General features: G+C 67.7%; 13 protein-coding genes. 3 read left to right on the top strand and 10 right to left on the bottom strand.

The genetic code is table 11. The features are described 5' to 3' along the window. The first annotated feature begins 20 nt into the window (after positions 1-20). Positions 21-854, top strand: a complete 834-nt coding sequence (locus DVU99_RS11775) for a helix-turn-helix transcriptional regulator (RefSeq protein ID WP_114240399.1) — start codon at positions 21-23, stop codon at positions 852-854. 24 nt (positions 855-878) lie between these two features. On the opposite strand, the gene DVU99_RS11770 is transcribed toward DVU99_RS11775, so the two are convergent. From DVU99_RS11770 to DVU99_RS11760, 3 genes are all read right to left on the bottom strand, one after another. After that, a complete protein-coding gene (locus tag DVU99_RS11770) occupies positions 879-1,808 on the bottom strand; it encodes a Dyp-type peroxidase (protein WP_114240398.1) in 930 nt (309 codons plus the stop codon). A 104-nt stretch (positions 1,809-1,912) separates the two neighbouring features. Continuing rightward, positions 1,913-2,746 (bottom strand): GAF domain-containing protein, encoded by an 834-nt coding sequence (locus DVU99_RS11765; protein WP_198670286.1) that lies wholly within the window; start codon positions 2,744-2,746, stop codon positions 1,913-1,915. Between the two features lie 376 nt (positions 2,747-3,122). Continuing rightward, entirely contained in the window at positions 3,123-4,250 is a 1,128-nt protein-coding gene (locus DVU99_RS11760) for a diguanylate cyclase (RefSeq protein WP_114240397.1), read from the bottom strand. Positions 4,251-4,974: 724 nt separating this feature from the next. Here DVU99_RS11760 and DVU99_RS19770 point away from each other — a divergent pair. Both DVU99_RS19770 and DVU99_RS11735 read left to right on the top strand, forming a co-directional pair. After that, positions 4,975-9,576 carry an autotransporter-associated beta strand repeat-containing protein gene (locus tag DVU99_RS19770; RefSeq protein ID WP_198670285.1) on the top strand — a complete coding sequence of 1,534 codons (4,602 nt, stop codon included), beginning with the start codon at positions 4,975-4,977 and terminating at the stop codon, positions 9,574-9,576. Positions 9,577-9,780: 204 nt separating this feature from the next. Then, the gene (locus tag DVU99_RS11735; protein WP_114240434.1) at positions 9,781-10,596 is read left to right on the top strand and encodes a sulfotransferase; all 816 of its coding nucleotides are present in this window, start codon (positions 9,781-9,783) and stop codon (positions 10,594-10,596) included. Between the two features lie 13 nt (positions 10,597-10,609). Here the strand turns inward: DVU99_RS11735 and DVU99_RS11730 are convergent, their stop codons facing one another. The 7 genes from DVU99_RS11730 to gspD all read right to left on the bottom strand — a co-directional run bounded on the left by DVU99_RS11730 (position 10,610) and on the right by gspD (position 21,660). Further along, positions 10,610-11,140, bottom strand: a complete 531-nt coding sequence (locus DVU99_RS11730) for a DUF3455 domain-containing protein (RefSeq protein WP_157971419.1) — start codon at positions 11,138-11,140, stop codon at positions 10,610-10,612. Positions 11,141-11,202: 62 nt separating this feature from the next. Continuing rightward, positions 11,203-11,556, bottom strand: a complete 354-nt coding sequence (locus DVU99_RS11725; RefSeq protein ID WP_114240395.1) for a UBP-type zinc finger domain-containing protein — start codon at positions 11,554-11,556, stop codon at positions 11,203-11,205. Between the two features lie 81 nt (positions 11,557-11,637). Next, positions 11,638-12,312: a TetR/AcrR family transcriptional regulator gene (locus DVU99_RS11720; RefSeq protein WP_114240394.1), complete on the bottom strand. Its 675-nt coding sequence runs from the start codon at positions 12,310-12,312 to the stop codon at positions 11,638-11,640. 124 nt (positions 12,313-12,436) lie between these two features. Beyond that, positions 12,437-14,806, bottom strand: a complete 2,370-nt coding sequence (locus DVU99_RS11715) for a TonB-dependent receptor (RefSeq protein ID WP_198670284.1) — start codon at positions 14,804-14,806, stop codon at positions 12,437-12,439. A gap of 147 nt (positions 14,807-14,953) precedes the next feature. Beyond that, positions 14,954-16,426: a M20 family peptidase gene (locus DVU99_RS11710; RefSeq protein ID WP_157971418.1), complete on the bottom strand. Its 1,473-nt coding sequence runs from the start codon at positions 16,424-16,426 to the stop codon at positions 14,954-14,956. Between the two features lie 254 nt (positions 16,427-16,680). Next, a complete protein-coding gene (gene hrpB / locus DVU99_RS11705) occupies positions 16,681-19,197 on the bottom strand; it encodes an ATP-dependent helicase HrpB (RefSeq protein WP_114240433.1) in 2,517 nt (838 codons plus the stop codon). A 114-nt stretch (positions 19,198-19,311) separates the two neighbouring features. After that, entirely contained in the window at positions 19,312-21,660 is a 2,349-nt protein-coding gene (gspD, locus tag DVU99_RS11700; protein WP_114240391.1) for a type II secretion system secretin GspD, read from the bottom strand.

Below are 21,660 nucleotides of genomic sequence, written 5' to 3'. Positions count from 1 at the left end.
TATAGGGACTAACAGCCAGCATGAGCGGCAACCACGACAACCTTCTGGGCGCTTATCTGAAGGATCGGCGCGCAAAGCTCGACCCCGCCACGCTGGGCTACCCGCTGCAGCGTCGCCGCACTCCCGGACTGCGTCGAGAGGAAGTGGCACAACGGGCCTGCGTCAGCGCCACCTGGTACACCTGGCTCGAGCAGGGACGCGGCGGCGCACCTTCCGCCGAGGTGCTCGATCGCATCGCCCGCGCGCTGTTGCTTAGCGAGATCGAACGCGAGCATCTGTTCCTGCTTGCGCTGGGGCGTCCCCCGGTGATCCGCTATCACGCCTCCGAAGCCGTATCACCCCGGCTGCAGCGCGTGCTCGATGCGCTGGAGCTGAGCCCGGCCCTGGTCAAGACGCCCGCCTGGGACGTACTGGCCTGGAATCGCGCCGCCACCGTGGTGCTGTCGGACTACGGCCAGCTTGCACCGGCGCAGCGCAACATTCTCCGCCTGATGTTCTCCAGCCATCGCGTGCGCGATGCGCAGTACAACTGGGAGAGCGTGGCCCGTTTCGCCGTCGCCACGTTCCGCGCCGACGTGGCACGCGCGGGTGCATCACGCGAAGTGCAGGCGCTGGTGGACGAACTGAGCGCCACGAGCCCCGAGTTCGCCGCGCTGTGGCGCAGCCAGGACGTGCAGACCTACGGCGAGGGCACCAAGCGCCTGCGGCATCAGCTGGCCGGCCCCATCGCACTGGAGTATTCCGCGTTCGCGGTCGATGGCCGGCCCGACCTGGCGATGGTGGTCTACAACCCCGCCACGCCCGAGGATGCCGCGCGCATCCGTACGCTGCTCGACGCGCAGTCGGCCGGCTGACCGACCGCGCCGTGCAAGACCACCTCAGTCGCTTACGGCATCCAGGAAACTGGCCGAGGGTACGAAGAACAGCGAGCCGGTGACCGCCTTGCTGAAATCGAGCAGACGGTCATAGTTGCCCGGCGGGCGGCCGATGAACATGTTCTCCAGCATCTGCTCGATGCGGCGCGGCGAGCGCGCATAGCCGATGAAATAGGTGCCGAACTCGCCCTTGCCCACTTCGCCGAAAGGCATGTTGTCGCGCACGATCTCCAGCTGCTCGCCGTTTTCCTCGATGGTGGTGAGCGCGCTGTGCGCGTAGCTCGGCTTGACCGAGTCTTCCATCTCGATGTCGGAAAGCTTGGCGCGCCCGATGATGTTTTCCTGGACTTCCACCGGCACCGCATTCCACGCCTTCAGGTCATGCAGGTACTTCTGCACGATCACGTAGCTGCCGCCGGCGAAAGCGGCATCTTCGGCGCCGATGATGGCCGCATCGACGGCGGCCTGGTCCACCGGGTTCTCGGTGCCGTCGACGAAACCGAGCAGGTCGCGTTCGTCGAAGTACTTGAAGCCGTGTACCTCATCGACGGTCGCCACCGCGTCACCCAGGCGCGACATGAGTTGCGTGGCCAGCTCGAAGCAAAGGTCCATGCTGCGTGCGCGGATATGGAACAGGATGTCCCCAGGGGTGGACACCGCATGGTGCTTGCCCTGGATCTCCTGGAATGGATGCAGTTCGGCTGGGCGCGGCTGGCCGAACAGGTGGTCCCAGGCCTCCGAGCCGAAACCCATCACGCAGGACAGCTGGCCCTGCTGGTCGCGAAAGCCTATCGCCCGCAACAGGCCGGAAAGATCGGCGCAAAGCCCTCTCACGACCGCGCGATGCGCGGGCTCCGGCTTGAGCGTCAGGACCAGGAAAATCGCCGACGTGGTGAGCTTGGCCACGACCGGCTGCGAATTGACGGAAGACACGACTCACCCCTTGAACATCGTTTGCCCCAGTGTAGTCACCGCCACCGCATTACCCAAGCGCCCGGGCACGATGGGCGATCCACCGCGCCGTCCACGCGCGCCGGCTAGATCGCCACCGCGTCGATCTCGGCAGCGATGGCACGCGCGTAACGCTCCACCGTCTGCACCATGACCTGGTCCAGCAGACGCGGCTCGGTGTCCAGCGCGCACAAGGTGCCGAAGAACTGGCCGTTCTCGCGAAGGATCGGCACGGAGATATAGCTTTCGAAACCATACAGCGCCGGGGTGCGATGGCGTGAGAACACCGGATGCTGGCTGGCATGACTGAACATCACCGGCTTGCCGTGCTTGCGGATCTCGCTGCAGATGGTGGTTTCCAGCACGAGATCCTGGCCCTGGTGCAAGCCGAAATCGATCATGTCGTAGACCGCACATGCGGTCCAACGCGTTTCGGACACCCTGGCCACCGCCACCAGCCGCATGCCGGTCACCCGCGCAACCGCCGCGAGAATCGCCGAGACGCTGGGCGTGTGGGACACGACATCGAGATCACGCTGCGCCGCGTCGTTCTCCACCACGTCTCGGGACGAGTCATCGTCGGCCGCGATGCGATCGATCACCCGCCGCTGCAAGCTGAGCCGCGACACCCGATGCACGAAGTTGCGCAAGTCTGCCGTGAGGCTGCGCAGCTTGGTCGCAGCGCCCGTCGCCACCAGGCACTGCACGTCCAGCCGCAACGCCTGCAACTGGTGCTGCAAGATGAAGGCGCCCACTTCCGAGGCAAACACCTCGATCCAGTAATGGTCGGGCCGTGAACTCAGGAAAGCCACCATGCTCGGCTCCCCGCTCTCCCGCTCGATCGCCGTCGTCGATGGCATGTCAAAGCCGACCACGGCCGGCGGCCAGGTGTACTCGGATTCCGGGCTATGCGAGGACATCGTCACTGCGATCCTTGGTTCCCCCTCGCCGTACTCTACCCCGACTCAGGGTGTGCATGCGCCGCGTGCGCAAGCTGTCGAAAGATATTTCGGCAGCTCGCGCCGGTTGCCCTACGCAGGCGAGAGTCAGCCTTTGGCCGCGACCTGGCACGGCCTCCGGCCGTCCCTGGTCACTCCCTCGGGCAAGGGCATGCGGTCCTGTTTACCGACCCGCTGGAACGACTGGCCGGTCACGACGCCTTCTGCCGATGAATGGGGGCTTGGCCAAAGCGCAAGCGCGAACCCGCCAACCGCCGAGGATCAGCCGTGGACGCCTCCAGCCATCAAGGCAGGTTGCTGACTTCACCTGCCACACCATCATCGGCCGGCCCACGAACTAGGCGTGCGTCGCCCGGTCACGCCCCTCGTGCTTGGACTGGTAGAGCGCCTCGTCGGCTCTCGCAAGCGCGGCGTCGAATGTCTCGCCGTCGCGCATCTGCGTCACGCCGAAGCTCGCACTGATGCGTCCGAACGACGTGTACTCGGTGAACGCGGCAGGCACCGAGCGCTGCAGCCGCTCGACCAGGCCCATGGCCTCCGCCGCACCGGTCTGCGGCAGCAACAGCACGAACTCCTCACCGCCGATGCGGGCCACCACGTCGCGCGCACGCAGGCTGATCTTCAGGTGTTGCGCAAAGCGCAGCAGCACTTCGTCCCCCGCGGCGTGCCCGAGACGGTCGTTGATGTCCTTGAAGTGATCCAGATCGGCGACGACTACCGTCAACGGATCCATCCGCCCGGCGACACCAAGGAGCGACTGCATGGTTTCGTCCACGCCACGCCGGTTCAACAGGCCGGTAAGCGCGTCGGTGCGCGCCTGCTGCCGCAGGCCCTTGGCCAGGTCGGAGGCGACGATCAACAGCGTCATTACGCCGGTGCCGATCATGCCGGTGGGGGTGCCGATCGAGAGCACGAAAATGAAAGCACGATCGCTGATGAGCCCGCCGGGCTTGGCCAGTTCGGCCGCCACGCCGACGCCGATCACGTAAAGGCCGTAGAAGATCATGATCCAGCGCGCCAGGGCGCCGATGCCCCGCTTGCGCCAGAGCGTGGCAACGATCCAGGCCACCATGTAGGCATCGCCCGCCGCAGTCAGGATGCGCGAGGTAGCGCGCCAGGTCGGCTGGTGATCCACCCAGACCCAGATGAGCGCCGCCACGGCGAGCAGCCAACCTGCCTTCACGCCCCTGCTCGGTGCCGATACGCGCCAGCGGAAGCCCCAGGCCAGCAACGCAAAGCTGGCCACCGACGCGTGGCAGGCCAGCATGGCGAACAGCTCCTGCTGCGAAGGCCATATCTGGCCGGACGTACGCAGGCCATGCCCGACCGTCGCCGCCATGAACGACGACGACCATAGCGCCGCGTGGCGCTCCAGCCCGAAGCGCCACCATGCCACCAGCAGGGCCACGCCGAACATCAGGCTGATGACGACGATGCTGCCGGAAGTGATCAGAGACGAAAGCACGCGGCTACCTGGTTCCGGGATACGAAGAAAACACTTCAACGCGTCCACTTCCTGCCGGTGCACCTGCTGCCAGGCACTCGACACGCGTCGGGCGATCGATGTGCGCCTGGCGGCACGACGCACCGCGCACGCATGTGGCCCGTTGGCTATCGGCGAGCCTGTTCCGCCCTTGAGTCATGGACGAAGTTCTGCCTCCAGGACCACCCGCCAAAATCACCGCCTCCGGCGAAAACGGGAAACACCTGCGATGCCCCTCCATCGCAGCAACATGGACTCCAGAAATTGCGATGACGGCCGATACCGGCCGTGGAGTCCTGCCACATGGGTCGCAGGGCTCTCGACCACATCACGGTGGCAGCCAGCTCCGTGCATGGAAAGCGCCCAACCGAGGCGTGCATGAAGACATGCCGTTCATCCGGCAGGGAGGCGTTTGGCCGCAATACCCATCATGACGGCCCGCTGGATGAACCCGGCACCGGAAGCTCAGCGTGGGTGCCCACGCCCAGCCTGAACACGAGACGCGCCGTGCGCCTGTTTCGTGTCTTTCCGCCCCATGCCTGACACACCGACGACGCGAAACACGCGAAATGCCCGCCTGCGGGCCAACAGCGTTGGGGCGACCCTCGGCGTGCGCCGCGCTCGCTGCCGGGACTCCGCAACGAACAACGCTCCCGCCTGCACGGCCATGGGCATTTGAAAGTACAACAGTGACATAGGGATTTTTGTGAATCGCATCTACCGACTCGTATGGAACACGGCGCTTGGGCAATCCCAGGTTGCTTCCGAACTTGCCAAGGCCGCCAAGGGCGGCTGCACTACCTGCGCAGCGCAACCACTCAGCCGGACCATGAAGCCGCTGGCACTCGCCGTCGCGGTCGTGCTGGGCGTACTCGCTGCGCCGCAGGACGCCGCCGCCAAGACCATCTCGCGCTGGCAGGCGCCTCCCGCGCAAGGCGGCTCGGGCGTGCTCACCGGCAGCACCAGCTATGGCGCCGGCGGTTCGGGTGGACTGTCGAGCAGTGGCGGTGCGCAGGGCAGCAGCGCGACGGGAGCAACGACGGTCGGCGGCCTCGGCGGCACGGCCGGCAATGCGACATCGATCAACGGTGGCGACGGTGGCACACCCGGCCTCAACACGGCGGCGAGCACCGGCAGCTCCGGCGGCGGCGGTGGTGGTGGCGGTTATGACAACGTGCTCAGGCTCGCCAGCGGCGACGTCACGGTCTCCGCGGCCATGACCGGCGGCAACGGCGGCAATGGTGGTGCAGGCGGCGCATCCTCCGGCGAGCTCAGCGTGAGTGCAGGCTCCGGCGGTGGCGGTGGCGCCGGCGGCATCGGCGCCGCATTCGGCCTGGGTGTGCTGAACGCCTTGATCGAGGCGAACATCAGCGGCGGTGCGGGCGGCAACGGCGGCACCGGCGGCGCGGCGGGCTATGGCGTCTCCGGTAACGGCGGCGCGGGCGGTGGCGGCGGCTGGGGTGCCTACAACAACGGCAACGCATCGATCGCCAAGGGCGTGTCGGTCTCCGGCGGCGCGGGCGGCAACGGTGGCGACGGCGGTGCGGCTCCGGTCGGTGGCACCTCTGGCGCTGGCGGCACCGGCGGCAACGGCATGTACACCATTGGCCTGTACAGCAGCGGCCCCACGCCCTACCTCAACGTGCTCAATGACGGCAGCATCCTGGGCGGCGCGGGCGGCAACGCCGGCGCCCAGGCGCAGAACGGCCGCGGCGGCCAGACCGGCGCGCAGGGCGGTGCGGGCGGCACTGGCCTGCTGATGGCCTACGTGACCCTGCAGAACAACGGGCTCATCCAGGGCGGTGCCGGTGGCAGCGGCGGCATCGGCCAGCTCGCCCCGTTCGCCAACGGCGGTGCCGGTGGCCAGGGTGGCTACGGTGGCTACGGCGTCAATGCGCGCTACTCGGCCGTCAACAACACCGGCAGCATCGTGGGCGGTGCGGGCGGCAACGGTGCCGATGGCGGCCAGGGGATCTATGGTGGCCGTGGCGGCAACGGCGCCGTCGGCGGCATTGGCGTGTCCATCCAGTCGTACGGCAGCGTGAGCAACAGTGGCCTGATTGCCGGTGGCAACGGCGGCAACGGCGGTGTGGGCGGCAACGCAGGCATGGGTGGGCTCAACCCACGGGCCGGCGCCGGTGGCTACGGCAGCGCCGGTGGCCTCGGTGTGGACCTGGACCAGGGCACCTCGCTCACCAACTCCGGCACCATTCGCGGCGGCAACGGTGGCTCGGGTGGCAACGCCGGCACCGGCGGCATCATCGGCGCCACCGGCGGTGGCGGCGGCGCGGGCGGCAACGGCGTGATGGCCTCTGCAAGCACCGTGATCACCAACACCGGCAGCATCACCGGTGGCAACGCGGGCGCGGTGGGCCTGGGCTCGACGCCCGCCTATGCGACCGGCCCGAACGGCGCAGGCGGCTTCGGCGTCGAAATGATGGATCACTCGCAGCTGATCAACGGCGGCGTGATCTCCGGCGGCCTCGACAGCGACGGCACGCGCGCCTACGCCGTGCGCCTGGACGGCAACGAAAACAGCCTGGTGCTGTGGAACGGCTACCAGTTCAATGGCGACGTGGTGTCGCTGGGCTCCAACAACACGCTCGCGCTGGGTGGCCAGAGCGTTGCCGACGGCGGCCCGGGCAACGGCAGCTTCGATGTCTCCGGCATCGGCACGCAGTTCCAGCAGTTCGCCTTCTACAACAAGACCGGTAGCAGCCTGTGGACGCTGACCGGTACCACCACCCAGCACACGCCGTGGCAGGTCACTGGTGGCGTGCTGTCCATCAGCGACGATGCCGCCCTCGGCGATGACGCAGGCACGCTGACGCTCGACGCCGGCACGCTGCAGACCACCGCCAGCGTCACCAGCCAGCGCAACATCGTCCTGGGCGCCAACAACGGCACCATCGATACCGAGAACAGCGACCTGACTGTCAACGGCCTCGTCAGCGGCTACAGCCTGGTGAAGAGCGGCAACGGCACGCTCACCCTGACCGATACCGACAATGCCTACGTCGGCACGGTAATCCAGGGCGGTGTCGTGGCCGTCGCCAGCGACAGTGTGCTGGGGGCTTCGACCGGCGGCATCCAGCTCGACGGCGGCAACCTGATGGCGCTGGCCAACCTGGCGTCGTCGCGCACGATCACGCTCGGCGCCAACGGTGGCGGCATCGACACCAACGGCAACAACGTCACCTGGAATGGCCAGGTCACCAGCTCGGGCAACGACGGTGGGCTCACCAAGCTTGGCACCGGCACGCTGACACTCACCAGCGCGAACACCTATGTCGGCACCACCACGATTGCGCAGGGCACCCTTGCGTTGCAGGGCAGCGCCAGCCTGGCCACCTCGGCCAGCGTGATCGCCCATGGCACCTTCGACATCTCCGGCCTCGCCGGCGGCACCTCGATCGCCAGCCTGGGCGGTGACGGTTCGGTGGTGCTGGGCAAGGGTACGCTCACCCTCACCAATGCCCACGATACCTTCTCGGGCAACATCAGCGGCACGGGCGGCCTGACCGTCACCGGCGGCACCGAGATCCTCACCGGTACCAACACCTATACCGGCGCCACCATCGTCAACGGCGGCAACCTGATCGTGACGGCGGGTGGCAGCCTGGCGTCCTCAGCGGTCACCAACAACGGCCTGGTGACGTTCGCCCAGGGCGACACTGCCACCAACAGCAACGTGATGACCGGCACCGGCGGCGTTACCACCACCGGCACGGGCCTGACCATCCTCAATGGCGCAAGCACGGCCACCGGCCTGGCCCACGTAGTCACCGGCACGCTGGAAATCGGCGACGCCGACCACTCCGACGCCACCTGGAGCGGCGATGCACAGGTGGAAGCCGACGGCACGCTGCGCGGCCACGGCACGGTGACGGGCGACGTGGTCAACAACGGCACGGTTCGTCCAGGCGGCTCGGTCGGCATCCTGACCATCAACGGCGACTACACGCAGGCCGCCAACGCCACGCTGGCCATCGACCTCACCCCGACCGGCGCGTCGGAGCTGGTGGTCAAGGGCAACGCGACGATTGCCGGCGGCGTGAACCTGATCTACGCACCGGGCACGTACAGCGCCGTGAACTACACCATCGTGCAGGCCAACACGGTGACCGGCACGTTCTCCTCGCTGACCTCCAGCGGCTCGGTGCCCTCCGGCATCAATGCCGCGCTGAGCTACGGCGCGACCACCGTGTCGCTCGCGCTGACGGAATCGTCGACCAGCACACCGACCACGCCAACCAGCCCGACCAACCCCACCACGCCGACCAACCCGACAACGCCGACCAACCCGACGACGCCGACCGCGCCGGTGGTGGTTGCGCCGCGTGATGGTGCGCTGTTCGCCAACGCCCAGCGCCTGTCTGCCCTCGACGGCCAGCGCAACCTGACCACCGTGCTCGATGCATCGCTGCTGCCGGCCGCCGCCGATTGCGGCCAGGGTGGCGCCGCGCAGCAGAACCTCGCGCAGCGCGCCTGCTCGGGGGCGTGGGTGCAGGTGTCCGGTGCCAACGACACGCTCGACGGCGCCAACCGCATGCAGAGCACCGGCTTCGGCCTCAACGCCGGTTACGACGCCGCCGTGGGTGAGGTGTTCCATGTGGGCTTGGAAGCCGGCGTGGGCCGCATCAACGCCAATGATCGCGACGGCGGCAACAGCCGTGCCGACACCGCCCATGGCGGCGCCTACGCGTTCGCCAACCTGGGCCCCGTGGTGCTCAGTGGCGTAGTCGATGCCTGGACCGGCAGCTATGACTTCGCGCGCACCACCGGCGTGGGCCAGGCGGTGTCCAGCCCGGATGCCAAGGCCTACTCGGCCGCGATCCAGGCCGCGATCCCGATGCAGCTGGCCAGCTGGCAGGTCACGCCCAAGATCGGTGCGCTCTACCAGCACCAGAGCCTGGACAGCTTCAACGAACAGGTGGTGAGCGACAGCCTGGTGGCATCGGACTTCGGCGTGGAGGGTGCCAAGAGCACCGCCAATACGCTGCTGCCGTTCGTGTCGCTGGCGCTGGGCCGCAGCTTCCAGGCGCAGGGCGTGACCTACCTGCCGCAGTTCGAGGTCGGCTACCGCTACAACACCCGCGGCCAGGCGCCGTCGGTGTCGGTATCGGCCGCCGATGGCACGACGTTCCTGCTGCCGGCCAACGCCATCGGTCGCGGCATGGCAACGGCGGGTGCGCGCATCACGGCGAAGGCCGGCGAGTCCTGGAACCTGTTCCTCGACTACCAGGGCATGTACGGCAGCAACCTGCACGACAACGCCTTCTCGTTCGGCTTCACCAAGCACTTCTGACCACCCGGCAGCGTGCGCCGTTGAAGGCATGAAGAACGCCGTGGCATGGCCGATAACGACCCTGCCGCGGCCACGGGGTCATGCTCGTCGCCGGCAAGCCTGGCCCATCCGCCATTCAATGTGGATGGGTCTTCCCGTGCCCGCCTTTGCCGCGACGTGCCGCTGCGGCACACTGCGCCACTGGCCTACCTGCCCGAACCTGCCATGCAACGACCGCTGCACTTCATCTCCGGCCTGCCCCGCTCCGGCTCGACGCTGTTGTCGGCGCTGCTGCGCCAGAACCCGCGCTTCCACGCCGGCATGAGCGGCCCGGTGGCCGGCCTGCTCGGCGTGCTCAGCGGTGAGATGAGCCAGCGCAACGAGTACTCGCTGTTCATCAGCAACGAGCAGCGCGCACGCATCCTGCGTGGGCTGGTCGACAACTATTACGGTGCGGAGATCGCTGGCGAGGTGATCTTCGATACCAATCGCAGCTGGTGTGCCCGGCTGCCCGCCATCAGCGAACTGTTTCCGGAAAGCCGCGTGATTGCCTGCGTGCGCGACATCGCCTGGGTCATCGACAGCATCGAGCGGCTGGTACAACGCAACGCGCTGCTGCCTTCGCCGATCTTCAACTACGCGCACGGCAGCACCGTCTACACGCGCACCGCGATGCTGCAGAATGCCGAAGGCCTGGTCGGCTACGCCTTCGACGCCCTGAAGGAGGGCTTCTTCGGCCCCCATGCGGACCGGCTCATGCTGGTGCAGTACGACAGCCTGTGCAGCAACCCCGCCCGCGTGATGGATGCGGTGTATGACTTCATCGGCGAGCCGCGTTTCGCCCACGACTACGACAACGTGGTGTTCGACGCCGCCGAGTTCGACCAGCGCACCGGCACGCCGGGCCTGCACCACGTGCGCGGCAAGGTGAGCCACGAAGCGCGCCCGACGATACTGCCGCCGGACATCTTCCATCGCTTCGACAACGACTCGTTCTGGCGCAACGTGCAGCCCGGCAGCTGCCGGGCCCGCATCGTCTGATCCCGCCCGGGCGTCAGTCCGGCCTGGCGTAGAACACGTATGTGGCGGTATACGGCACGCCGACCAGCGTGCCGGCGCGTACCGGCGGCTGGGCCGGAGCCACGCCGCCCTGGGTGGCGATGCGCTGCACGAAACCGACCTTGGCCAGCGCGCCCGGCGCAGGGTCCGCGGTAACCTTCAACAGCAGCCAGGGAATGTCGGCGCTTGCATGTGCGGCCGGCACCGATGCCACCGGCACCGACGCATCGCGGGCGAGCTTGCTGCCGTCGGCCGCCTCCCACGAAGGGCCGGCATAATGATGGATCACCCCACCGGCATAGCTCAGCTCGGCCAGCGGCGCCTCCAGGCTCCACTTGAAGCCGGCGCCATCGGCGGTGCTCCGGTAGATCTGCACGCCGGTGGCCCTGGCGGTGAGCACCGCGGTGTAGCCCGCCGGCGGTGCCAGGGCTGGCGGAACGGATTCATCCGCCTGGGCAAGCCCCATGCTGCCGGCAAGCAGCAGCAAGGCAGTGGCCATGGTCACCAGCATTCGTCGCATGCGCATCGTGTATCTCCCAGTAAAGATCATTGGCCCTGTTGCCGGCACCGCCACGCGGTGACCCCACGCTAGCCGCGCAACAGCTCCATCCAGTTTCGTGGCACCTTGCCCGCGGGTCCCGGCGCCGGCTGCTCCAGCGGGTGGTGCAGTGGCGGGCGCAGCCGCGGCCCGGAATACACTTCGTCGGAGCGGTAGTCGTAGAACCATTCGTCGTCCGGCTCGAAGTTGGCGATCACCGGATGGCCGGTGGCATGGTAATGCGCAGTGGCGTGCTGGCTGGGCGAGCTGTCACAACACCCGATGTGCCCGCACTGCGCGCAGCGCCGCAGGTGAAACCACCAGCCGCCGTTGCGCAGGCACTCGACGCACCCCGCGCCACTCGGTTCCGCTTCCAGGTTGATGCCCGTGTCATTCGCGTTCATGGCCCGGCTCCTTCGGTGATGCATCGAGACCCACGCAACGCCTGCGTCCACGGCATGGCCGCGGCCTGCCCGCTCCCGGCGTTACGGCTTGTGCTGACCCTGTGCCCGGCGACGCGTATCCACGAAGCCGGCGACCAGTTCCACCAGTGCATCTTCGAATTCCGGCGTGACCAGCATGTGTTCGTCGCGCTCCAGGCCCGCACGGATGATGCCGGCGACGGCCTGGGTCAGGATGAAGGCGTCAATGGACGAAAGCTGCACCACGCCTTCGGCATCATCGGCGACCTCGCCTGCCGCCAGCATGGCAGCCAGGGTGGTGACCGGCCGGTCCATGTCGCGATGCTGGTCGTTGCGCCAGGCCAGGTCGAACAGGATCTTGCGCGCCCGCTGCCGACCATCGAAGGCATGCAGCTCGGTACGCACCACGATGCGGATGCGGTCGCGCAGGGTGAGCTTCCGTCCATGCGCCTCGTGGACGCGCATGGTGAGCGCCTCGGTCATGCGGACAAGTCGGCGATCGCGCTCGTGCCGCGCCAGCGCGTCGAGTATCTCCTGCTTGTTCTCGAAGTACTGGTAGATGGTGCCGACACTAAATCCCGCGGCCGTCGCCAGGCGGTTGGTGCTGAACGCGCGCAACCCGCGCTTCTCCAGCAACTGGATGGCGGCCTCAAGGATCAGCTCCCGCGTCTGGCGCGCACGCGCCTGGGCCGGCGCACGCCGCTTGGCCGTGGATTTGGAGGGCGGTTGGCTGGCCATGCGGGACAGGCGGATGAGGGGACCGTTCCACGAGGCTCACTCATTGCCTCGTCCAAGTCCAGCCCTATCGGTCCCCCTGGCCGGGGGAGGCGAAGTGGCCAGTCCGCCACCTCGCCCCGGCCGGTCAGAAGTTGTACTTCAGGTCGATGCCAACGGTGCGCGGCGCAATGGTGTATGCCTCGCCAAACGGCGAATAGTAGGTCTGCAGGCCCGTGGAGACGAAGGCGAGCTTGTTGAACATGTTCTTCACGTACAGGTAAGCGCTCCAGCGCCCGCTGCCGTCTTCCAGACCCACGCGACCGTCGACCATGGTGTAGTTGCCCATGACGGTGCGGCTCGGGTCATTGGGCCGGAAGGTGGAGTAGGACGTACCGACGTAGTTGGCATCCAGTCGCGCCATGCCTTCGAGCCCACTGCCGATCGGCCAGCGATAGCTCGCCCCCAGTGCGCCGCTGTACTTGGGTGTGTAAGGGACGCGATCACCCACCTGGCCCAGCACGCCCTGCTCTTCATAGGCGTTGCTGACCTGGTTCTGCGTCAGCACGGCATCCACGTAGTTGAAGTTGGCGGTGATATCCAGGCCATGCAGGGGGCGATAGAGCATCTCCCACTCGAAACCACGCATGCGCGCCGCGCCAGCGTTGGTGATGAACTCCGAAGTGCCGTCCTGGGTGATCGCGCCGACCTGCATGTCATGCCAGTTGATCTGGTAGACGTCCGCGGTCATGTAGAGCTTGCGGTCGAACCAGTTGGACTTGATGCCCAGCTCGTAATTCCACAGCCAATCGGCCTTGTAAGTGGTGAGATTGATCGGCAGGTTGATCAGCTGGTTGGCGCCACCGGGCCGCATGCCGTCCGCCGCCAGGCCGTACACCATCACGTTCGGCGCCAGCTCGTAGGAGATGTTCAGCTTCTTCAGCCAGCCGTTCTGGCCGGCGCTCACCGTGGTCGGCGGGATCAGGCCGCCACCGATAAGGGGGAAGTTGAAGTTGAGGTCGGTGTAGCCGGTGATGTCCTTGCTGTAGTCGTAGTAGCGCAGGCCGCCGGTGATGTTGAGCGCATCAGTGACGTGCCAGGTGGCCTCGCCAAACGCGGCCTTCTGCTGCAGGTCGTCCGCGATATGGCGCTGGAAGAACATCTGTGACGGCGACAGCGGACCGCCGGTGCTCGGGTCGGCATAGATTTCCTGGCTGAACAGGCTGCTCTTGCGCTGTTCCTCGTAGAGGCCTGCGGTCCAGTCCAGGGTGTCGTTGCTCTTGGAACTCAGGCGCAGTTCGTTCGACCAGTTGGTGGTGTGGCCGGGGTAGTAGAGATAGGAAGGGATGTACTGGTCGGCGTTGTAGACATGGCCCAGGCCAAGCTCGCCCACCAGGTACTTGGCGTACTGGAACAGCGGCGTGGAGTCCTGGCTGTAATAGCTGGCGCGGTCGAAATACGAGGTGACCGCGGTGAGCGTGGCCCAGTCCAGGTCCCAGTTCAGCGTGACGTTGGAGATCTTGGTGTGGTCACGGTATGGCACCAGCGTCGCCATCTCCGAACCATAGCGCGACGGCAGATCCACCGGATACAAGGCGGCCAGGGCCCAGCGCTCGGGATACGGCGACCAGAAGCTCGGCTCGGCGTTGGTGGCCTGGGTGGAGAAGCTGGCGTCGATGGTCACCTTGTCGGTGGGCTGGTAGCGCAGCATCACGCGACCGCCACCCTGCTTGGACTCGCCGACGTGCGTGCGGTCCAGCACCACGTTGTCGATGTAGCCGCCGGTATCCTCCTTGTTGGCCACCACGCGGATGGCCAGCTTGTCCTGGATCAGCGGCAGGTTGAACATCGCGTTGGTCTGCCACGACGGCGCGCCACCCTTGGTCACCGCGTAGCCTGCCTCCACGCTGCCACCCGCCTGGTCCAGATCCGGCTTGTTGCTGATCAGGCGAATCGCGCCGCCCATCGAGCTGGCGCCGTACAGCGTGCCCTGCGGGCCGCGCAGCACTTCCACGCGATCGATGTCGAACAGGTTCAGGTCCGGCTGGTGGCCACCCGCGTCGTTGGTGGTGCCCACAGAACCGGAGATCGGCGTCTCGTCGTAGTAAATGCCGGTGGTGGGCTCGCCCGCGGCGTAGATGCCGCGGATCGAGATGCGCGACTGGCCAGCACCGGCATCCTCCACGCTCACGCCGGGCACCAGCTTGATCATGTCGTTGACGGTCACCGCGCCGGTGTCTGCGATGACTTCGGCCGGCACCGCGGTGATGGCGATGGGCGTCTTGTCGATGGCGGTGGCGTGCTTGGTCGCCGTCACCGTGATCGCACCGAGCGAAGTTGCATCGTCCTTGGACGGTGCCGGTGGCTTGGACGCCGCGGCATTACCCTGTGGTGCATTACCGTTGCCCGCATCCTGCGCGTGCAACGCGGCCGAAGCCATCACGCCGGCCACCAGCAGGGCCGTCCACAGCGGCCGGCGCGCCAGGGCCACATCATCGCGCTTTGCAAAACCCATCATCTGCTCTCCCCTCTTGTTCGTATGTGCCATGGTCGACGTCGTGGCGTCGCTGTTTGCCTGGGGCGAAACATTCCCGGCGGCATGCGCTGCATGCCGCTGCGGAGGTTTCGCTGATCACCGCCGCACCCCACGCGCGGCGGCCGCGCATCAGCCGGCGGCGTTGCGCATGAACTGGGCCGCGAACTGCACGCAGTTCAGGTAGTCGCTGACCGGAATGCCTTCGTTGATGCCGTGGAATCGCTCGATGGTGGTCGGCGTCAGGTGGTACGGCACGAAGCGCAGCTGCTCGGTGGACACCGGCACGTAATGCGCGGCATCGGTGGCGGCGGTCACCAGATAGGGCACCACCGGCACGCCGGGCGAAGTCTGCTGGATGGTTTCGCGCACCAGCCGCAGGCCCTCGCCATCCACCGGCGAGGTGGGGCTTGCATCGGCCTGCTCGTCGCCCGGCGCGATGGTCACGCGCGGGTCGGCCACCGTCTTGCGCACATGCTCCAGCACGTCGGCCACGCTGTCGCCCGGCAGGATGCGGAAGTTCACCGTGGCCACCGCCACGGTGGGCAGTACGTTGTCCTTCACGCCTGCGTTGAAGGTGGTTTCGGCGGTGGTGGTGCGCACCATCGCATTGCCCGAGGGCGTCTTCGACAGCTGGCTGATCAGCATCGGGCCGAGCAGCCAGCGATTGCGCACCGCCATGCGCGCCGGAAACGGCAGCATCGGCGCCAGCGCATCGAACATGGCCGTCGCGGTGGGCGCCAGCCGTGCCGGCATCTGCTGGGCCTCCAGCCGCACCAGTGCCTGGCTGAGAATGCCGATCGCCGACTGCGGAGGCGGCTGCGACGAGTGGCCACCGGCAGCCTGCACGCTGAGGCGCACCGACACATAGCCCTTCTCGGCAATGCCGACCATCGCCAGGTCACCGGACACGCCCGGCATCAGGCCATTGGTATAGGCACCGCCTTCGTCGAGCACCAGCTGGGCATGCACGCCACGCTGCTTGAGCAGCTCGACGATGGCCATGGCGCCCTGGGCACCGCCGCGCTCCTCGTCACTGCCGAAGGCGAAGTAGATCGTGCGGCGCGGCTTGAAGCCCTGCTGCAGCAGCTGCTCGCCCGCTTCGAGGATGGACACCAGGCTGGCCTTGTCGTCCAGCGCACCGCGGCCCCACACCACGCCATCCTGCACGTCGCCCGACCACGGGTCGCGCGTCCAGCGTGCGCGCGTGTCCGGATCCACCGGCACGGTGTCCTGGTGCGCCATCAGGATGATCGGCGGCAGCGAGGCATCGCTGCCCTTCCAGGTGAACAGCAGCGCGCCGTGGCCCACCTGCTCCAGTTGGAGCTCGCGGTGCACGCGCGGGAACTGCCCGGCCAGATAGGCGTGCAGCGCATCCAGATCCTGCGTCGACGGCGGCGCCTCGCCGGTGGACACCGTGGACAGCTTCACCGCACCGGCGAAACGCTGCACCACCTCGCCTTCATCCAGCTTCAACGGCGTATACGACCCGGTCGGCGCGGCCGTCGCCAATGGCGGCGTCGACCATGTACGAACCAGCACGATGGCCGCCACCACGCCCACCGCAAGCAGCAGCACGCCGACCGCACCCAGCACCTTCTTCATCCGCCCAGTCCCTCCCCAGGACTCCCCGCCCCGGGTTCGAGGCATGGCATACGTCTATGACACCCCGACGTTACGAAGCCCCCGCCGCCAGCCGCAACGCGAAAATCTGAGCACTGGCGATTTGCGAACGCAGCGATGCCCTGCCGGTGGCCGGCTTGCCGTGTGGGTTTTCACATGCCATACACCCAGCACCGCCATATCAAACAGCCGCGTGGAAATCTGAGCGCCCCACCGGGCGGAGCGCCACAACGACGTCAGGTACCCCGCGGCTTGGCCCGGTGCGTCGGCGCGGCCGTCCACGGATCGTCCGGCCAGGGATGGCGGGGGTAGCGGCCTTTCAGTTCTTTTTTCACTTCGGGGTAGGTGCGTTCCCAGAAGCCCTTGAGGTCCTGGGTGACCTGGATGGGACGGCCGGCGGGTGAAAGCAAATGCAGCGTCACCGGGATGCGGCCGTTGGCGATGCGTGGGGTGTCGGCGAGGCCGAACAGCTCCTGCAGTTTCACGGCGAGCACGGGGGGTTCGCCTTCGGCGTATTCCACGCGGCGGCTCATGCCGCTGGGTACGGTGAGGCTCTCTGGCGCCTGCGCGTCCAGCAGGCGGCGCTGCTCGTAGTCGAACAGGCTGCCCAGTGCCTGGGAAAGTTCTTCGGCGCTCAGCGCGTCGAAACGGCGCTTTCCATCGAGATAGGGCGCCAGCCAGTCTTCCAGCGTGTCGAGCAGCGCGGCGTCGGATACATCGGGCAGGCCGAGTTCCGGCAACCAGATGCGCAGGGCCTGCATGCGCGCGCGCAGGCGCCGTGCGTTCTCGCTCCAAGGCAGGGCGTCGAGACCCTTGCTGCGAATGGCGGCGAGCAGCGCGGGCAAGGCGTCCTCCGGCTTCACCGGCACGCTGCGGCGTTCGAGCACGATGGCGGCGTAGCGCTGCTCCTCGAAGGCTTCAACGGCGTTGCGTTCGTCGTTCCAGCGCAGCACGCGCTCGCGTCGGAACTGCGCGGGATAGTCGCGCTCCAGCACGCGCGGATCGAGCGGCGCGGCGGCAAGAATCAGGCTGTCGCGTGCCTCGAAGCGCACATCCAGCGCCACTAGCCACGGCTCGCCGAGCAAGGCGGTGTTTTCGTGCAGGCGTACGCCACGCCCGTTGGCGAGCGTGTAGCGCAAGGGGTTGCCGTCATCGCGGCGCGCGACGCGATCGGGAAACGCGTGCAGCAGCAAATCGCCCACCGCGTGGCTGTCGGGCACGCCGCTCGCGGCGGAACGCACGTCCAGGCGTCGCCGCCAGCCCTTGCTGGCCTGTTCGATGGCGGCCAGCGCACCGGCGTCCGCACCACCACGACCACCGGCGGTGCTGCGATCGCGCCAGGCATGCTGCGCGCTCACGCGTGCGCGGAAATCGTCGGTGCGCGCCTGCTCGCCACGCAGCGGCGAGCGCGCTTCCATCAAGGCCAGAAGGTCGGCCACCAGGGCACGCAACTCGGCTGCCGCGCGCATGGCGGCGGCGCCCAGACGCGGTGTTGCGCCCAGCGCCAGCATCTCGCGGCCCAGCGCCGTGATGCGCCCGTCGGCGGCGAGTGCGCCCAACTGGGTGAGCAGTTCGCGTGCCTGTGCCAGTGCGCCTGCGGGCGGTGCATCCAGCCACGGCAGGTCGCTGCCGCTGCCGGCGGTGATGCCCCAGGACGCCAGTTCCAGCGCCAGGCCGGACAGTTCCGCCTGCGTAATCTCCGCGGTGCGCGAGGGTTCCAGGCGCTTGCTCTGCGGCCACAGGCGATAGGCCGTGCCTTCGGCCACGCGGCCGGCGCGACCCGCGCGCTGGTCGGCCGAGGCCTGCGAGATGGTCACCGTCTCCAGGCGGGTGAAGCCGGAATTGGGATCGAAGCGCGGCTCGCGCGCGAGGCCGCTGTCCACCACTGCGCGAATGCCCGGCAGCGTGACGCTGGATTCGGCCACGTTGGTGGCCAGCACGATGCGTCGCGTGCCCGGTTCGGCCGGGCTCAGCGCGGCCTGCTGCTCGGCCATCGACAGTTCGCCGTGCAGGGCGACGATGTCGATGTCCTCATCGAGCGAGGATTCGAGCACGGCCTGCGTGCGCGCGATCTCGCGGCGACCGGGCAGGAAGGCCAGCACGTCGCCGCCGTTCTCCTGCAGCGCCTGTCGCGCGATGCGCGCGAGATGGTGCTCGACGCTCTCCTGCACGCGCGCCGGTGGATAATCCACGCGCACCGGATAGCTGCGGCCAGGGCTGCTGATGCGCGGTGCATCGAGCCACTGCGCGATGCGCTCGCCGTCCAGCGTGGCGGACATCACCACCACGCGCAGCTCGGGGCGCAGCGTGCCTTGCACGTCCAGCGCGAGTGCCGCGCCAAGATCGCCGGCCAGGTGGCGCTCGTGGAATTCGTCGAACAGGATGGCGCCGATGCCGCTGAGTTCGGGATCGTCCTGGATCAGCCGGGTGAGGATGCCCTCGGTCACCACCTCGATGCGCGTGGCGTCGCTCACGCGCGCCTCGAAGCGGATGCGGTAACCCACGGTCTGCCCCACCTCCTGCCCCAGCTGTCGTGCCATGAACTGGGCAGCGGCGCGCGCCGCAATGCGGCGTGGCTCCAGCATCAGGATCTTCTGGCCGGCGAGCCACCGCTCATCCAGCAGGGCCAACGGCACCTGCGTGGTCTTGCCGGCGCCGGGCGGCGCTTCGAGCACCAGTCGCGGCGCCACGGCCAGCGAAGCGCGAATTTCCGGCAACAGCGGGGTGATGGGGAAGGACGGCGGGGTATTCATCGCGCCCATGATACCGGGCATGACGACGGGCCCGGCGGCTTGAGGCGGGGCTTGTCGCCAATGCGCCCCCTCGCCCTGCCCTCTCCCCACAGGGAAGAGGGCGCGTGCCGTCGATTATTGCTTGGACTGCGCCGGCGCAGCAGCGCCGGCAGCGCGCAACGGCGCCAGCGATTCGAACTTGCGCTGGTACTCGTCGGTGACCTGCTTGGCTTCTTCGCTGCTGGTGATCACGCGCGGGGTGATCAGCACGATCAGCTCGGTGCGGGTCCTGTTGTGGTCGGTGCTGCCGAACAGCCGGCCGACGATGGGAATGCGATTCAGCCCAGGAATGCCGGTATCGGTCACTGATTCATTCTGCTGGATGAGGCCGCCGAGCAGCACGGTCTGTCCGCTCTGCACCGCGATCTGCGTGCCCACCGCGCGCTGCTGGATGGTGTAGTTGCCCTGCGAGTTCGCCGAGCCGGTGGTGTTGCTCACCTGCTGCTGTACGTTGAGGTAGACCAGCCCGCCGGGATTCACGCGCGGCTGCACGTCGAGGATCACGCCAGTGGGGATGTAGCTCACGCTGGTGGCAGTGGAGCCGGTGGTGTTGAGGCCGGTGACGATGGAGGTCTGGTTGATCGGCACCTGGTCACCCACCAGGATGTGCGCGACCTGGTTGTTGAGCACCACCAGCGACGGCGCCGACAGCGTCTTGGTATTGCCACTGGTTTCCAGCGCGCGGATGGCCACCTGGAACTTGCCGTTGCTGCTCAGGAACGAATAGAAGAACGGCTCGCCGCCATACTGGTTGCCGCCCGAACCCAGGGCGATCTGGCGATGGGCGCCGGGGTAGATGCTGGTGGCGATGCCGTCGGAGTTCGGCGTGCTGTTGGCCAGGCCCTGCAGGTACCACTGCACGCCGAACTGCAGTTCGCCGGTCAGGTCCACCTCGAGGATGCGCATTTCGATCTGCACCTGCAGCGGCACATTGTCGAGTCGCTGGATGGCCTGCTGGATCTCCTGCCACTGCGACGGCCGCGCGCGCACCATCAGCTGGTTGTTGGCATCGACCGAACTGATGCGGATGCTGCCGTCCTCGGACACGTACTGCTGGCCGGCATTGCTGTTGGCGTTGTTGCCGGTGCCGAAGCTGCTGCCGGCGGCACCGCCCGTGGCGCCGGTACCGGTGTTGCTGCCGAAGCTGGAACTGGTGCCGGTGCTGCTGGTCGTGCCCAGCCCGCCCGCGCTGCCGAAGCCGCCGCCCACGCCGTTGACCGTGGGCGTGCTGCTGCCGAAGCTGCCGGCGGTGCTGCCCATGCCGCTGGCATTGCCGTTGGCGTTGTCGCTGGCGCCCAGCGTGGTGCCGTTGAGGCCGGGGCCCACCTTGCCGGCGTTGCCGTTGGCACCCGCGCCATTGGTGTAGATCTGCGCCAGGTACTGGGCCAGGTCCGAGGCCTTGATGTTGCGCACGTCGTAGACGTACAGCTCAGGCTCGTTGCCGCCGCCACGATCGATCTTGGTGATCCATTCGCCCACTTCGGAGAGATAGTTCGGCTGCGTGCTGATCACCACCAGCGCATTGGTGCGCTCGATCGGGATGAAGCGCAGCATGCCGGCCAGCGGCGTGTCGCCCTTGGGCCCGAACATCTGGTCGAGCTGGGGCATCAGGTCGCCGACATTGGCGTGTTGCAGGCTGAACACGCCCACCGACATGCCACGCAACCAGTCCACGTCGAAGGTGTGGATGGTGCGCTGGTAGTTGTCCAGTTCGGCCGACGTGCCCGAGAGCACGATGAGGTTGCGCGATGGATCGGCCAGCAGCACGGCATCGGCACGCGCGAACGGCTTGATCAGCTTCTGCATTTCCGCCGCGGAGATGTAGCGCAGCGGGAACAACCGCGCCTGCAGGCCGCCCTGCGGCGCCACCGCGTTGAGGCTGGGCACCAGGTTGCCGGCCACGGCGTCCTTGGCCGGCATCACCACGTAGCGGCCGTTCTGCATCACCAGGGCGTTGTTGGTCCACGACAGCAGCGTCTCGAGGATCGGCAGCGCCTGGCTGCTGTCCACCGGCTCGGAGGTGGAGAACGACACGTTGCCCTGCACGCCCGGCACGATGGTGTAGTTCTGCTTGAGCAGGTCGCCGAGGATGGCCTTCACCACGGCCTGCACCGGCTGGTTCTCGAAGTTGAAGGTGACTGCGCCATCACCGGTGGCGCCATTGCGTGGCTGCGCCATGCCGACGGCATGCACGAACTGGCCGCTGCCGGTACTCACGTCCGCGCGCGGCTGGCCACCCTGCTGCGAGGTGCCCTGGGTATTCAACGGCAAGGGGGCAGGTACCGGATTCTCCGTGCCGGCCATGGCCTCGCGCTGGAGCGCGCCGTCGTCGTGGGCCTGTGGCAGGGTCTGGCAACCGGCCAGCCATAGCGCCAGGGTGAGCGTACCGATGCGGTGGAACCGCGGCATGCGCTGGGTGGACAT

Source organism: Dyella sp. C9 (assembly GCF_003332825.1).
Taxonomy (GTDB): Bacteria; Pseudomonadota; Gammaproteobacteria; order Xanthomonadales; family Rhodanobacteraceae; genus Dyella.
Note: the sequence above shows the minus strand (reverse complement) of the source record. Positions and strands in the feature narration are given on the sequence as shown.

Coding starts and splice junctions, on each gene's coding strand:
- gspD (WP_114240391.1), bottom strand. CDS start 21,660: ATGTCCACCCAGCGCATGCCGCGGTTCCACCGCATCGGTACGCTCACC.
- DVU99_RS11715 (WP_198670284.1), bottom strand. CDS start 14,806: ATGATGGGTTTTGCAAAGCGCGATGATGTGGCCCTGGCGCGCCGGCCG.
- DVU99_RS11710 (WP_157971418.1), bottom strand. CDS start 16,426: ATGAAGAAGGTGCTGGGTGCGGTCGGCGTGCTGCTGCTTGCGGTGGGC.
- DVU99_RS11720 (WP_114240394.1), bottom strand. CDS start 12,312: ATGGCCAGCCAACCGCCCTCCAAATCCACGGCCAAGCGGCGTGCGCCG.
- DVU99_RS11725 (WP_114240395.1), bottom strand. CDS start 11,556: ATGAACGCGAATGACACGGGCATCAACCTGGAAGCGGAACCGAGTGGC.
- DVU99_RS11775 (WP_114240399.1), top strand. CDS start 21: ATGAGCGGCAACCACGACAACCTTCTGGGCGCTTATCTGAAGGATCGG.
- DVU99_RS11730 (WP_157971419.1), bottom strand. CDS start 11,140: ATGCGCATGCGACGAATGCTGGTGACCATGGCCACTGCCTTGCTGCTG.
- hrpB (WP_114240433.1), bottom strand. CDS start 19,197: ATGAATACCCCGCCGTCCTTCCCCATCACCCCGCTGTTGCCGGAAATT.
- DVU99_RS11765 (WP_198670286.1), bottom strand. CDS start 2,746: ATGTCCTCGCATAGCCCGGAATCCGAGTACACCTGGCCGCCGGCCGTG.
- DVU99_RS11735 (WP_114240434.1), top strand. CDS start 9,781: ATGCAACGACCGCTGCACTTCATCTCCGGCCTGCCCCGCTCCGGCTCG.